Origin of the sequence: Allobosea sp. RAF48 (assembly GCF_052114025.1) — a bacterium.
GTDB lineage: Bacteria > Pseudomonadota > Alphaproteobacteria > Rhizobiales > Beijerinckiaceae > Allobosea.
This window is the reverse complement of record NZ_JBFRDZ010000022.1, coordinates 1-14,677: the sequence shown is the minus strand read 5'-3', so window position 1 is coordinate 14,677 and position 14,677 is coordinate 1. Positions and strand designations below refer to the sequence as shown.

13 protein-coding genes are annotated in these 14,677 nt (G+C 61.2%); 10 read left to right on the top strand and 3 right to left on the bottom strand.

All coding sequences use genetic code 11. The annotated features are described in order from the left end of the window. Nucleotides 1-230: 230 nt before the first annotated feature. Nucleotides 231-416: a hypothetical protein gene (locus tag AB4Z10_RS27170; RefSeq protein WP_441473524.1), complete on the bottom strand. Its 186-nt coding sequence runs from the start codon at nt 414-416 to the stop codon at nt 231-233. A gap of 418 nt (nt 417-834) precedes the next feature. On the opposite strand from AB4Z10_RS27170, the gene AB4Z10_RS27165 reads away from it, so the two are divergent. The 3 genes from AB4Z10_RS27165 to AB4Z10_RS27155 all read left to right on the top strand — a co-directional run bounded on the left by AB4Z10_RS27165 (nt 835) and on the right by AB4Z10_RS27155 (nt 3,290). Next, on the top strand, nt 835-1,314 hold the full coding sequence (locus tag AB4Z10_RS27165; RefSeq protein ID WP_441473523.1) for a LexA family protein: 480 nt from the start codon (nt 835-837) through the stop codon (nt 1,312-1,314). Beyond that, complete coding sequence (locus AB4Z10_RS27160) at nt 1,311-2,597, top strand: Y-family DNA polymerase (RefSeq protein WP_441473522.1); 1,287 nt, start codon at nt 1,311-1,313, stop codon at nt 2,595-2,597. The genes AB4Z10_RS27165 and AB4Z10_RS27160 overlap by 4 nt, the downstream gene beginning before the upstream one ends. Before the next feature lie 81 nt (nt 2,598-2,678). Next, a complete protein-coding gene (locus AB4Z10_RS27155) occupies nt 2,679-3,290 on the top strand; it encodes a hypothetical protein (RefSeq protein WP_441473521.1) in 612 nt (203 codons plus the stop codon). A 158-nt stretch (nt 3,291-3,448) separates the two neighbouring features. Here the strand turns inward: AB4Z10_RS27155 and AB4Z10_RS27150 are convergent, their stop codons facing one another. Further along, nucleotides 3,449-4,438 (bottom strand): 3'-5' exonuclease, encoded by a 990-nt coding sequence (locus tag AB4Z10_RS27150; RefSeq protein ID WP_441473520.1) that lies wholly within the window; start codon nt 4,436-4,438, stop codon nt 3,449-3,451. Between the two features lie 115 nt (nt 4,439-4,553). Beyond that, entirely contained in the window at nt 4,554-5,498 is a 945-nt protein-coding gene (locus tag AB4Z10_RS27145; RefSeq protein ID WP_441473519.1) for a LysR family transcriptional regulator, read from the bottom strand. Between the two features lie 220 nt (nt 5,499-5,718). On the opposite strand from AB4Z10_RS27145, the gene AB4Z10_RS27140 reads away from it, so the two are divergent. The 7 genes from AB4Z10_RS27140 to AB4Z10_RS27110 all read left to right on the top strand — a co-directional run bounded on the left by AB4Z10_RS27140 (nt 5,719) and on the right by AB4Z10_RS27110 (nt 13,486). Further along, nucleotides 5,719-7,032, top strand: coding sequence for an MFS transporter (locus tag AB4Z10_RS27140; protein ID WP_441473518.1), 1,314 nt, complete (start codon nt 5,719-5,721; stop codon nt 7,030-7,032). Between the two features lie 12 nt (nt 7,033-7,044). Next, complete coding sequence (locus tag AB4Z10_RS27135) at nt 7,045-8,040, top strand: amidohydrolase family protein (RefSeq protein WP_441473517.1); 996 nt, start codon at nt 7,045-7,047, stop codon at nt 8,038-8,040. 241 nt (nt 8,041-8,281) lie between these two features. After that, entirely contained in the window at nt 8,282-8,524 is a 243-nt protein-coding gene (locus tag AB4Z10_RS27130; RefSeq protein WP_441473516.1) for a DUF982 domain-containing protein, read from the top strand. Nucleotides 8,525-8,914: 390 nt separating this feature from the next. Further along, on the top strand, nt 8,915-9,328 hold the full coding sequence (locus AB4Z10_RS27125; RefSeq protein WP_441473515.1) for a DUF1236 domain-containing protein: 414 nt from the start codon (nt 8,915-8,917) through the stop codon (nt 9,326-9,328). A 339-nt stretch (nt 9,329-9,667) separates the two neighbouring features. After that, complete coding sequence (locus tag AB4Z10_RS27120; RefSeq protein WP_441473514.1) at nt 9,668-10,813, top strand: L,D-transpeptidase; 1,146 nt, start codon at nt 9,668-9,670, stop codon at nt 10,811-10,813. A 75-nt stretch (nt 10,814-10,888) separates the two neighbouring features. Beyond that, nucleotides 10,889-11,794: a hypothetical protein gene (locus AB4Z10_RS27115; protein WP_441473513.1), complete on the top strand. Its 906-nt coding sequence runs from the start codon at nt 10,889-10,891 to the stop codon at nt 11,792-11,794. After that, nucleotides 11,795-13,486, top strand: a complete 1,692-nt coding sequence (locus AB4Z10_RS27110) for a PAS domain S-box protein (protein WP_441473512.1) — start codon at nt 11,795-11,797, stop codon at nt 13,484-13,486. The last annotated feature ends 1,191 nt before the right edge of the window (nt 13,487-14,677 follow it).

Sequence of the window (14,677 nt, the reverse complement as noted above, 5' to 3'; positions counted from 1 at the left end):
ACCCGCCGCCGACCGGGCCGGGCGTTCCGGCTGCTCTTCCTCCGCCACCGTCGCCCGCGCCTCCTGACTCATGCGGTACCAGGTGTAGCCAATCGCGCCCGCGAGTATCAGCGGCGTTGGAAGCCGTGTCGCCAGTAGCGTCAGCGGAACCGCAAGGCGCTCGGGGATTTCGCCTCTTCCCACTTTCCCGGCAACCCAAGCGCCAGCCAGGCTGAAGACCGCTGCCCGGATCATCTCTGCTCCTCCGCGGCGCCCAGGGTGATGGGCACCTGCTGGGCCACAGGGTCGCTCGCGGGAAAGGTGTCTTTGAGGGCCCGTTCGAGTTTCTGATCCGAAGTGAGCTTCCGCTCTGCTTTCTTTTGAGACTTTTGCTCCTGCCGGAGACTCTCGACTGCCGGGCTCTGTGGATCTGCCATGGGTGCCTCCGTCAACTGTCTGTGCGGAGGTTGAACGCTGCCAAGCCCACTGCCGTTCCTTTGCGGAGAAGATCTCGGTTCGCGGCCCTGTGGGAACCAAAGCAGCGCCTATCTCGTTGTCTGTGCGGCACCGTCCGGTGCCTGCCTGCTCTCCAGTTGGATGCGCCGCCGCGGATGTACCGGCCGCAACCGACAGGAGGGCAAAGCCAGTTTCCCGGCGATGGCCGGAACCGCCTAGACCTGACTGAAGTCAGAGGCCCGCCGTTTCCCAAGCGGTGGGCTGATTATTTCGCCCGCATCAGACCCCGATCGATGGTATCGGGTACGGATTTCGCTACCAGCTACCGATACAGGTGCGAATCTCCCATCGACCTCTTACCTTCAATGCGTGTTTTCTGGGCGCCGCGGAGATTCCGCGTTGACAGGAATCGGGTGGCTAGTGTTCTTCTTATGTTCTCTTTTTCGAGAACGCGCCATGCTCACACATCCGGCCATCGTCGGACCTCCCGCTTTCCTTCCCGTCTATCGGAAGCCAGTCCGCGCTGGTTTCCCCTCCCCCGCTGACGACTATCTGGACGCCCCGATCGATCTGTCGCGCGCTCTGATCAAGAACGCGCCAGCGACCTTCATCATGACCGTCGCCGGCGACAGCGCCATCGATGCCGGGATCTTCGACGGAAGCCTGATCACGGTCGATCGCAGCCTGCGTCCGCTTGACGGCGACCCGGTGGTTGTCGATGTGAATGGCGAGCGCTCCATCAAAATCTTCCGCATCGTCGGGGGCCGATCATGTCTTGCGTTTGGCAACCGTCGATACCCCGACTATGACCCCGGCCCCGATGCCGACATCGAGATCTTCGGCGTCATCACCAACAGCGTGCGGCGCTTCAGGCGATGACTGCGAGCTTCGCCCTGATCGACGGCAACAGCTTCTATTGCTCCTGCGAGCGCGTGTTCGACCCCAAGCTCAAGGGCCGGCCGGTCATCGTGCTATCGAACAATGACGGCTGCGCGGTCGCACGCACCAGCGAGGCGAAGGCCCTGGGCATTCGTATGGGTGCCCCGATGTTCACCATCCGCGATCTCGTGAAGCGCGAGGGCGTTGTCGTATTCTCCTCGAACTACACTCTCTACGGCGACATGAGCCGCCGGATGAATTCGGTCTACCAGCGGTTCGCTTCCGACATCGAGGTCTATTCGATCGACGAGAGCTTCCTCGACGCGGCGCCGGTCGAGCCGGAGCGACGTGTTGATTGGGGCAAGGATTTGCGCTCGACGGTCTCTGCCTGGACTGGCGTTCCGACCTGCGTCGGCATCGGGCCCACGAAGACACTGGCCAAACTCGCCAACAAGATCGCCAAGGGAACGCCTCAGCTCGGAGGCGTCTGCGACCTGACCAACGAGGAAGCGAGGCAGGAATGGCTCCAAATGATGCCGCTCGACGATGTCTGGGGCATTGGTGCTGCCAGCCAGACCAAGCTGAAGGCGTTCGGCTGCAAGACCGCGGCAGACGTCGCCGCGCTCGATCCGAAGCTCGCTCGTCAGACACTGACAGTCGTCGGCGAACGGATCATCCGAGAGCTGCGAGGCTACCCTTGCATCGACCTCGAGGCGGTCGCCCCAACCCGCAAGGGCTGCGCCGTGACGCGTTCCTTCGCCGGACGGGTCGATAACTTGGAGATGATGCAGGAGGCGATCGCGGCACACGCGACCCGTCTCGGCGAAAAGCTCCGTCATCATGGGCTCGCCACCGATCATGTCAGCGTCTTCTATCACACCTCACCATTCGACGGCGGCCCGGCGCGCTCAGTCTCGACCACAGTGGATTTCCCCGAAGCCAGCAACGACACGCTCGTCCTCGTCCGGGCGGCCAAATGGGGAGCACGGCGGATTTGGAAGCCGGGATATCGCTACGCCAAGGCCGGCCTCATGACGGTCGACCTGGTTCCTCTTGAAAGTTCGCAACGAGCGTTGATAGGCAGCCTCGATCGCGAGAAGTCTGGGCGCCTCATGGCCGCTCTCGACGCCTGCAATGCGCAGCACGGTCGGGGCGCCGTTTTCCCGGCCGCTGCAGGCGTTGCCCGTCAGCGCAAGGCGTGGGTCACCAAGTTCGATCAGCGTTCGCCTCACTACACCACCCGCCTCGAGGACGTGCCCGTTGTTGGCTCACGCGCCCATTGAAGCCAGTGCAGTAAGCCAAATGGGAACATAGGATTGCCTGTGCGATTGAATCCATGCCTGCAATCCTGAGCCGAGCATCATGTGAAGCGCACTTCAACGCAGCTCGCCGAATGGCCTCTGCCGTCCACTGTTACCCTTGGATCGTCGGTCCGCGCTAAGGGGATTGAGCGGGAAATCAGGCGGCGGGTTCCTTGGTCGACCCGAAAACACCTCACGGTCGAAACCGGCAAAGTGATCCTTCATTTGCCAGACGCCGAGGCGGCGGAGTTTGACGCGCTGTTGGCGATCGTTGGCGACATGTTGCCTGAAATTGCCGGGTTGCCCATCCTCCCCAGCGAAGCCGAGGACATCCTCTCCATCTCATCTCGCGAGCGTCATAAGTGGCTCGACGATGGCCGGCTGCAGAGCGCAGGGACCAAAACGGTCAAGCTGCGCGGTCGCGCGGAGGCCGTAACGTTCCACGTGTTCACGCCGGGCTTCATCGAACATGTCCTCGACAGTGGACTGCCGGAGATATGGCGCGAAGAGGACATCGTAACAGCAGCGGAGAACCGGCGGCGAGCAGCAGCGAAAGCGGCGTTGACGCGCGCCGGAAAGCGCCCCGCCAAATCGCGCGAGGCAGCCCCAGCGGATAAAGAAGCAACCGGCTTGGAAGGGTGGGAAGAGTTCGAAGCTCAAGGTCTGCTTCGGTGACGCATTTGGCCATGGAGGTTGGAGCAGGCGCGTGTTTGGGCACGACTGGGGGCACGGGTGCGCCCTCAAGAATTAGAACATTATGAGAACAATCACCCGCAAGGAGTCAAGCTCCCAGGCGAAGTCGGCACCGCGCCGCAAATTAGAACGGGAGACGGCTACGCGCGATATCGGTCATACGCTGTGAGCCGCAAGGTCAGCGGCTCGGCATCCTCCCAGCAGTAGATATCGGTACGAAGATACCGAATTTCCTCCTCCCGGAGCTCGTCATCGATCTCGATCCACCAGGCCTTTGGCCGTCCGTCGCTGCCGTCCGACCAGCGGTATCCCCTGCCCTTGAGATGGTCCTTCATGTCGAAGGGCGCACTCTCTGCGTAGATGCGAACCCGGCTCTGATAGCTGGATTGCAAAAGCATCGAGAAAGGCGTTGTCCCATCGTCCTTTACCGCCCGAGCCAGAACCTCGAGGAGCGCATTGCAATCGTCCGCTGCTCGATGCCCCTCGTGGAACAAGCCCGATTGACCAACGAGGTACCCGAGCTTGTTTCCTTCGAAGCCAAGGTCGGCCCACGAGACCTCCTTGACGGAGCATGCCCAGGCTTTCGACGCAAAGGCAGGGGAGAGCTTCTCGCAGAACGGTCGGTCGAAGGCGGCGTTATGAGCGATGATGAGGTCTGCGGGCTCGATCAGCGCTTCGAGCGTTGCGAAATCGATCTCCCTGCCAGCAACCATTTCATCGGTGATGCCCGTCAGCCTTGTGATTTCCGCCGGGATGGGATCCGATGGCTGACGCAGGCCGCTGTAGATGCCGATGACGTCGCCGATCGCCCCTTCGTCGTCATAGGTAAATGCGACAGCACCAATCTCGATGATCTCGTCCCTGGCGTGGACAAGGCCTGTCGTCTCGGTATCGACCAAGACCGCAAGGTTCGGAAAGGCGCTCTGGGCCCGCGGGATGATTGGGCGCGGCGCGAGCTTTCGCAGAACCTTGAAGCGACCACTTTGCTCCAGCCGTTGAGCAGCTTCCTCGTCGTCCCAACCGGCTAGCGGAGGCGCCGGGGCCGGACGCTTCCGGGGCGCAGGCCGAGGCGCCTCGCGATAAACTGGAGCATCATCAAAAAGGTCAATTTGAGCAGAACTCGGCTTCATATCTCAGCGATCTCTCGCCTCGCAATTGCCCTCATATGACAGCCAAGTGCTCCATCGGCTAGAGTAACAGACCGTGTTGGAATCCGCTGCGACGATCGGGGGCTCAAATACAAGCTCAAACGCCTCGCTCGGGCAGACACTGTTTCAGACATTTGACGAACGCGTTCGTGCTTGCCGAGCGGGGCTGCTCCTTGACGCTCAGTATGCCGTACGAGCCCATAATTGGAGGCAGCGCGACATCCAAATGGTGCAGCAGGCCATGCTGGATGGCGAAGGCTGCAACATCGCCGGGCATCACAGCCAGCATGTCGCTTTCCTGAAGCAAAGCGATCATCGTCATCATCGATGATGTCTCGACGACATCCAAAGGCTGATGAGCCATCATCGCGGCAAACAGCGGCGCCAGCACCTTTCGCATCGGACTAGTTGCCGGCAACAGCGTCCATGGCCACGACGCCAGGTCTGCCATGGTCAACGCCCTAGCCGAAGCCAATGGATGCCCGACGCGCGAGACAATCTGCAGTGGTTCGTCAATCAAATCCTCGTAGTCGAAGTCAGATCGCCCTGCGAGCGCCAAAGGGCGGGCCAGCAGAACGTCGAGTTCGCCCTTCGCCAACATCGGCACCAATGCGTCGCTAGTCCCCACCTCGATGGCGATGTCGAGGCGCGGTTGATCGCGCTTAAGCGCCGCGACTGCCCTGGCCAGCAAGAAGGGAATGGCGCTGATCACAGCGCCTATCCTCAGTCGGCCGGTTGCGCCCGAGGCTAGCGACTCTAGCTCCAGCCGCGTGCGTTCTAGATCATTCAAGATCAGACGCGCGTGCCGGATCATCACCTCGCCATAAACCGTTGCCTTCACCCCTCGCCTACCGCGGTCAAACAGCGAAAGCCCCAATGTGGTTTCCAGATCCTGAAGCAGCTTCGTCGCAGTCGGCTGCGTCATGTTCAGTGAAGCGGCCGCCCGCCGCAGGCTTCGGGTTTCGTCGATCGCCGTGAGCAGCAGCAGCTGCCGGTTCTTCAGTCGCCGCAGAAGCGACGATGCGTTCGCGACGGGCAGCATCCAGACGCTCCCAGTGATATCGTTTTGCAGATCACATAATCCATAAACTTCATTTCATCGGCATACCAGAACGCGTGTAGCGTCAGCTCCGATAACGCTGGCGGCACGCATCGCCGGCGACAAAGAGAGATGCCCGACGCGGTTGTCCCACCGACTTCCTCAGTCGCATCCTCAGGGAAACGCAGCAGCGACCCCGGCTAACCCGGGGGGAGGGATCATCATGTCTGGACTTGAGCGGGCTCGTGCTCCGCAGGGCGGCGTCGCACATGCTGGCGTGGGGGCGGCCGGAGCAACGACGGTACGCTGGCGCATCTTCGGAATTGTCTTCGTTCTGGTCGTCATCAACCTCATTGACCGCACGGCGCTTTCGATTGCGATGCCGACCATCGCCAAAGAATTTGGACTGAAACCGGCGATGCAGGGGCTGATTCTGAGCGCCTTCTTCTGGAGCTATGCCGCTCTCCAGATTCCGGGCGGGTGGCTGATCGACAAGTTCGGCCCCCGCGCGCTCATCACCGGCGCGACCGTTGGCTGGGGCGTTTTCCAGACGATCGCCGGGCTGTGCACCGGTGGAGTGACGCTCCTCCTGAGCCGCATCGGGCTCGGAGCCGCAGAGGCGCCCCTGTTCCCGGCCGGCGCCAAACTCAATTCGATCTGGCTATCGCCTCGTGAACGTGGACGGGGCGCGGTGTTGATGGACAGCGGCGCTCCGCTCGGCGCGGCGTTTGGCGGCGTCATCATCGCCTGGCTCATATTGGCGCTTGGCTCGTGGCGCACAGCTTTCGTCGTCGCTGGTGTCGCCACCATCGTGCTCGGCTACCTTTCCTGGTGGTATCTGCGCGACAAGCCGTCCGACCACCCGAGCATCAATGGTGATGAACTCCGGCTGATCGAGGCTTCCGCCGTTGGCGGAGCCTCGGCTTCCAGCGCCACGCCGAAGGCCATTTCGAGACGCTCTCTCTCCGCCATCCTCACGGGACGGATGAGCTGGGCGATGATCAACTTCGGCCTGCTGACCTGGGGGCCGAGCTACCTCGCTCAGGCCCGCGGCTTCGATCTCAAGCAGATGGGCGGAGCCACCTTCGTGATCTTCCTGTCCGGCATGTTCGGCTCTCTGCTGAGCGGTTTCCTCGTCGACAAGCTGCAGGCAAGAGGAATGCGCCGCAGCACGACCTACAAGGCCGCTCTCGGCATCAGCGGGCTCGGCGTGATGTTGTCCTTCTTGATCCTCCCGCAGGTGGCAGATCCGGTGATGGCGGTAGCGGTGCTCTCCGTCACACTCTTCCTGCTGTATTTCGGCAGCCTCTATTGGAGCCTGCCTGCCATCCTCGCGCCTCGCGAAAAGGTCGGTATCGTCGGCGGCGCCATGAACTTCGCGGGAAGCGCCAGCGGCATCGCGATCCCGATCATCACCGGTCTGATCCTGCAGGCGACCGGCGCTTACCTGATGGTGCTCTACTTCTTTGCCGGCTGCGCGGCGCTCTATGTCATCGGCACGATGCTGATCGACTTCCAAGACGCTGAGACAGATTGAGGATCGCTTGGCATGACCCAACCCCAACTTTGGCAGGGGCCAATCGTCGATGCGCATCAGCACTTCTGGGATCCGGAGCGCAATCCACACCCTTGGCTAAAGCCCGACGCCAACATCCCCTTCCGCTACGGCAACTATTCTTCGATCAAGAGGCGCTACTTGCCGGCCGAGTATTTCGTCGACACGGCCGACCACGACGTTCGCCAGACGGTTTATGTCGAGACCGAGTGGGACGAGAACGATCCGATTGGCGAAACACGCTATGCCGCCGGCCTCGCCGAAAAGTTCGGCGTGCCCAACGCAATCGTGGCCCAGGCTTGGCTAGATCGTCCCGATGTTGACGAGGTCCTTGCTGACCAGGCCGCATTCGGCCTGGTGCGTAGCGTCCGGCACAAACCGGGCGGTCCGCAGCGACCCGAGGACGTCGGCGCACAGCGCACGCTTATGTCGGACGACCGGTGGCGGCAGGGATATGCGCTCCTGTCGCGCCACGGCCTGAAGTTCGATCTGCAGACAGCCTGGTGGAACCTCGGCGAAGCTATCGACCTGGCTCGCAGCTTCCAGGAGACCACGATCGTTCTGAACCACGCCGGCCTGCCATCTGACCGCAGCGAGGCCGGGCTCACAGGATGGCACGCTGCTATGACGAAACTTGCCGAATGCGCCAACGTTCGGGTCAAGATCTCAGGCATAGGGCTAGCCGGCCTGCCCTGGAGGGTTTCAGACAATCGCTGGATCGTCGAGGAAATCATCGCCATGTTCGGCGCGGATCGCGCGATGTTTGCTAGCAATTTCCCAGTCGACAGCCTCTGCGCGCCCTTCGATACGATCTACACCGGCTTCAAGACGATCGCGGCGCGCTATTCGCCGGCCGAACAGGCGAAGCTCTTTGCTGAGACGGCTTGCCAGACCTATCGCCTGCCGCAACTTGGCGCGCCGTCCAGAGCCGCGACCAGCATTCTGCCTGAGATGTCTCCTGCCTCGGGATCTAAATCATGCCGGCGTTGAGAGGACACGGATCTGGATCCACAAGTTCGAAGCCGGCGCCTTCGACGACGAGGCTGTCGCCGCCGATGCGATCGAGGCCTACGAGACGCGCATCGCCGCGCTGGAACGGCTCGTCGGCAGGCAGGCCCTGGAGATTGAGTTCCTAAAGGGGGCTCTGAAGCACAGACCGCGGCCGTGGGAATCGTGCGCTCGACCTACTACGACAGCCGGAACCCTTCGCGGCCACGCGCGTAGTCGCGACATGCCGCTGCACTGGTTCACCCCTCCGGTCTATGTCGAGTCGACTAGGGTCGGCGAGCGCTACGCCGTGAGCAGCGTAGAGCGTGCGGCTGAGTTCCTGCTGTCGTGGCGCGAGCAATCTGGCGCAGAAACGTGGCGTTTTGCCATCGCCACATGCATGGCAGCGATCAAGGGCGAAGTGCCGGCAGTCCACGCGAGGAAAGCGTTTGAGGCGGCTGCCCGCGAGTGCGGCAAGCTCGTCTGATCACCGCCAAGCCTCGCTCAACCACCCGTAAACCAGCACAAAAACGAGCCCCATGAAGGCGAGGGCGATGGGGAAGCCATTGGCGCGGATTCATAGTTCTCCCTCTGCCCGGTCCCGCGTCGGCGAGGCCGGGTTTTTCTCTTTCAGTCTACTTCCCTGATCAGATCCCAGCGGCTTCTGTAGCTGTTGAGCCAGTCCGGTCGTCTCCACGTCGATCAGTCTGACGCGCTGCATGAACAGGAGATCAGCACTACCGCGGGTCCATGCAAGTCAGGATCGCTTGCTCGCTTCCTCGGCGTTTGCCTAACCGCCCGACCGTTGAAACCGTGGAACAGGCGATGGCTCCTGAAGTTGTCTCCGCAGTCGGGGGGCTTCTGAGGAGATCTACCCATGAAGAAGTACCTTATCATCGCGGCGGTTGTGATGGCACCCGCCTTTGCTAATGCCCAGAACCCGGAAGGTGCGCGCGGCGGCGCTGCCGCTGGTGCTGCGACGGGGGCCGTCGGCGGCGCGATTGTTGGGGGCCCCGTCGGTGCGGTTGTGGGCGGCGTAGGCGGCGCGGTCGTCGGCGGAATCGCCGGTGACGCCACACCTCGCTTCAAGACTTACGTCCGCGCCAACGAGGTTCCCTCATACACCTATCGCGAAGACGTCCGGGTGGGCGCGGTCTTGCCTGAGAGCGGAGTGACTTATCGCGAAGTGCCGGCTGAGTTCGGCACCAAGGGCTATCGCTATACCGTCGTCAACGGCCGGACGGTGATCGTCGAGCCGCAATCCCGCAGGATCATTCAAGTCATTGAATGATCGATAATTTTCGCCGGGCGCGAACTCGACGAAGCCGAACATCGCTCGGAAGAAGTCCGGCCCCGCTCCCGCGAGGCCGGACTTTTCCGCAAAATGAATTGGACGGCGAGATGAGCCGCATGCGTTTTTTTTTCACAAGACGAGGCGCTACGAGGCGCATTCTCACCGTCAGAATGGTCTTCGCTCCTGCCCCAAATTGTACGCGTGCCTCGGCGCCTGCAGTGCTGGGCTCCGATGGAGGGCACGTCGGAACCGTCGATGCCCTGAGCGACCAGCTCATCAACTCAAGAAGAATGATCCGGAGCTGGCGGCGCCCATCTCTATATCGATCGGAGTGTCGTGATTGTCATCAAGGTGATTGCCAGCGGCAGAGGCGAAGGAACGGCGGTCCGAGGCGACCGAATAATGGATCGGCGTGACATCTCGGAACTCCAGGATGAAACATCGCGTTGCCGCGGCATGAGTCGACCGATGGCGATGTCCATGCCGCGAGCCGCTTTCGAGCTACTGCAGATTTTCCAGGCAGCCTTAGTGTGCGGATGCGTCTTGCTGGCGCCGACAGCCGCACGAGCCCTGACCGCCGACGAAGTGAATCAGGCGGGCCGCCCTGCGCCTACGAAAGGCAAGGTGACGCGCCTCAACGCATCTATCGTCAAGGCTCAGGTCTTGCTGGCGCGTCAGGGAGTTTCTCCTGGGGAGATCGACGGACTCGATGGCGACAATTACCGCAAGGCGATCGACCAGTTCCGCCGCCGCGAAAATCTCGGAGATGGCGAAATCATCGACGCCGCGACATGGCAGATCCTTAAAGGGGACATCAGCTCGGATATCGTCGCCGACTTCGTGGTGACAAAGGAGGATATCAAAACCCGGTTCGTCCGGCGCATTCCTCATGACTACGCTCGCCAGGCCCGGATGAAGCGGCTCGGCTACAGGAACGCTCAGGAGATGTTCGCCGAACGTTTTCACATGAGCGAAGGCCTACTCAGGGTGCTCAACCCGCGAACGCATTATCGGAAGCGTGAAGAAACGCTGCACGTCGTCTCGGTCGGACGAACCGCTCCTTCGGACGAGGCGCGAACCGTCGAGGCCGACAAGACCAACGGCATGGTTCGAGCGCTCGATGCGACGGGAAAGGTGATCGCCATGTATCCGGCCACCATCGGCAGCGAGGACACCCCGTCGCCTGAGGGCGAATATCAGGTGGTGAGGGTCGTGAAGAACCCGACCTATCACTACGATCCGGTCAAGAATTTCCAACAGGGCAAGAACAAGCGTCGCCTGGTTCTTCCCAAGGGACCCAACAATCCTGTCGGTACGGTCTGGATCGAGCTGTCGAAACCGACCTTCGGCATTCATGGTACGCCGGAGCCTTCGAAGATCAGCAAGGCGTCATCGCATGGCTGCGTTCGGCTCACGAATTGGGATGCCGAGGAACTGGCCCAGATCGTCAGGCCAGGTACGACCGTCCGCTTCGTCGACTAGCCGATGTCACCCCGGAATCTGGCTTGCAACCTTGACGGGGCCGGGGGCATCGTTCGAACTGCGGGACGGTAGGCGATGGCTGCGCGCGAACGCAACGACGTCGAAATCAGCGAAGATGGAGAGGGCCCGGGAGCGATCGTCTCTTTCCCGTTCGACGCCGCTGCCGTGGAACGTTTTCGGGAAGCTTTTCCGAGAGCGCGCTGGAATGACGATCTAGCTGCTTGGCGGATACCGGGCACGACCGCGATGCTTCGCGTGGCGCGATGGCTCGATCGCGAGCTGCCGAGTACATTCACCCTCGTGGATGAGCGCGGCCGCGATTCCTTTTCGTTCGAGCCGATCGTCAGTCCTTATCTGGAAGCCGCCGACGAGATCGTCGGGCGCACCCCTTATTCACGAACCGTCATCGAGGAATTGCGCGCGATTCCGTGGGCCTGGTGGAACGGAGAGGACCAGGCTTGGCACGTTCCGTTCCGATCGATCGACGAGCTTCGCAGAAGAGGGCCGTCAATCGAAGCTGCCGCGCAACGCAGCGAGCCAGAAGCACGAAGGAAGCGACGCGAAGCAGCAAAATCCGCGCCGGAATACGAGGAGGAGAAAGCCACAGCAGCCGAGCGGCGTCGCCGCCGCTTCCCCGTTCCGGCAACCGAAATTCCGCCGCCGGACCGAGTGCTGATGTCCCATGAAGGACCGCTCGTCGTCCTTGAGGTAACCGGCGAGATCGTGCCTGCGGAAGCCGCCGCTCGGCATTACCCCTGGAGCTCCGAACTCTTCGACGATCTCGTCTGGGCGTTGTGGCGGCGTCCGACGCATGAAGAGCTCGTCAGGGCCTGGCCTGCGCGCCGCCCGACCACAACGGATGCCTTCCGGCGCGGATGGTGGCAGCCGACGATCCAAGAATTGCGTGCCGCCCGTAGGGCGGCGAGATCCGTAGAGCGGGCTCAGGAAACGCGGCGAGCCGGCCTCTCTGCGAATGATTGATTGATCGACCCGCTGGTGCCCGTCGATCAGACCGTGCTCGACTTAAAGCGAGAAAGAGAGGTAGCGTTCGTTGGCGTATGGCGTCGCTCGGCCTCTCGCGCTGCGGTAAGTTGGGTGGGGACACGGTTGAACAAGGATACTGGCGCAGGCGCGCATGCCCGTTCCACCGAGATCGAACGCTGGCGGATGTTCAGCCGCATCGCCGGTGCCGTGGCGGGAAAATTCGATCTCGCGGAACTGGTCAGCATCGTGACGGATGCCGCAACCGAATGGTCTGGAGGAAAGTTCGGCGCCTTTTTCTACAATCAAGTCGACGAAAAGGGCGAAATCTACAGCCTCTACACGTTGTCAGGGATACCGAAATCAGCCTTCGCCGACTTCGATATGCCCCGTAAGACCGCGGTGTTCGCTCCGACTTTCGACGGAACCGGCGTGGTTCGATCGGACGATATCCGCAAAGATCCTCGATATGGGCTGAGCCAACCGCATTTCGGAATGCCCCCGGGTCATTTGCCCGTCGTCAGTTACTTGGCTGTTCCGGTCATCTCGCGAACGGGAACCGTCCATGGCGGCATTTTCATCGCTCACGACGAGCCTGGGCAATTCGATGAAGAGGCGGAGGAGATCGTCAAGGCTATCGCAGCCCATGCCGCCATCGCCATCGATAACGCTGCGCTCCTCCTTGAGGCGCGTCGGGAGTCCGAGGCCCGGCGGATCGCCCATGAGGCCAATGCGAAGCTCGCGGCAATCGTGGCCCATTCCGACGATGCGATCGTGAGCAAGTCGCTCGACGGCACGATCACGAGCTGGAACGCCAGTGCCGAGCGCCTATTCGGCTACACCGTGGAGGAAGCGATCGGGCGCCCGATCACCATGCTGATCCCCGATGATAGGATGCACGAAGAAGACATGATCATCGGCGGGGTCCGCGAGGGACGTCGCACTGACCATTTCGAGACCCTTCGGCGCCGCAAGGACGGCTCCCTTGTCCACGTCGCTCTGACGGTCTCTCCTATCCGCGACGAAAACGGCGCGATCGTGGGAGCCTCGAAAATCGCGCGCGATATCAGTGAACGCATTCAGGCTCAGGAACGCCAGGCACTATTGCTGCGCGAGATGAACCACCGCATCAAGAATCTCTTCGCCCTAACGGGCGGGCTGATTTCTCTAAGTGCGCGGTCGGCAACTTCCGTCGAGGATCTAACCCAGAAACTTCGTGAAAGACTTACAGCTCTGGCTCGCGCTCATGCGCTCACCATGTGGGATGAAGCTGAAGACAAAGGCGCCTCAACGGATTTGCTAAGCTTGGTGAGGGCGATCCTGTCACCCTACGAGGCAGAGCATCGGCAATCGCTGCGGGTCGCGGGTCCCAGAGTGACTGTTCAAGGTTCCGCGTTGACAGCTCTTGCCCTAGTTCTTCACGAGTTTGCAACAAACGCCGCCAAGTACGGCGCGTTGTCCTCTCCAGATGGACAGCTGTCTATCGAGCTTCTAAGCGACAACGATACGCTGACGCTTCGCTGGATCGAACGTGGAGGTCCTGAAATACAGGCAGCTCCCTCCCAGTCGGGCTTTGGGAGCAAGCTGGAGAAGGCCACGCTGAGCGGGCTAGAGGCAACCATCGAACGGAAGTGGGAAAGGGACGGATTAACCCTTTCTCTCCGCCTACCCCTCAGTCGTCTTAGGCACTAAGCCTAGTAGCTGCCACTCCTAAGGCTCCTCCGCGCTGCAGACCGGGCTGGACGGACCGCAGGCCGGCCTTGGCTTCGTCCAGACCGCGAGCCTGTTCGTGATCGATGGCATGAGAGGGTATCCGCCAGGCCAAGCCGGAGACATTGTTCGCGAGGAAGCAACGCCGGCAATGATGCAGAGGATCGCCCTTCTGAGCTTTCCACCCCGAGATCCGGTACTCGGCGATGACGGACCAGTGCGCCGGCTTTGGGCTGACGCCAGCGTCTCCTCATGATCGCAAATCTCCCGGCGGTAGACTCTCATCGCGAGCTCTCGCGCAATTGCGAAGCACAGCAGTTGATGTTGAACGCAAATGATCGACAGGAACCTTGTGCCCTAGCCAGCCGCGTGAATGGACAGTGTAAACCGGCGCCATGAAATGACCCTACCATGTTATTGAATTTCCATGGCTGCCACGCCGGTCGGCACTGAAACCCCACGCCGATTCACACGCAAGGTAAGATCGAGCCCATTGATGCAGCGGACGTTGCCGCACATCTAGCGCCGAAGGGCCACTCTGTTGTTTTTCATCCGCCGACAAACCGGGACATGCTCCGATACCCCGGCCAAACCTCAAAGGCAACTGCCGGGAAAGCGGCTCAAGCTCCCTTCAGACGAGCATTGCATTGGCTGTAGTAGCCGCCACCCTTCTGGATCCACTTCAGGCTAACCCCGAAGAGATAGTCGCGAAGCTGCGACAAGTCTATGTACCGGTCTCTCAGGTCCAGTCCGTCGCAGACGCGACCCTCGTCAATCGGCGTGACAGAGGTTAACTACCACCGTTGGCGCCATGAGTTTGGCGTTTACTTTGCGGGCCCGAACACTGGCAACCCCATTAAAACCGTCGAAAAATAGACATCCGATTTGACGTAGGTCATGTCTTTTGACGGGCCATCGGCCTTTATTTTATGCTTCTATTCCCTCCTACGACTACGCCGGCCCGTCTTGAACCACTTTTAGTTGCGTGGGGCCACCATGAGGTCAGACCTAAGTCGCGAAAATCTCACTTCGAGCTATGACCAATGTATGGTTTTCTTGAAAAGTGCATTCCTTTGCGCAATCGGCGAAAAGGAAGAAGATCTACGTCTGAGAGATTCCATTCGGAACGCATTTGACAATCTAGATGCGGCACGAAGTAGATGCGGCACGAAG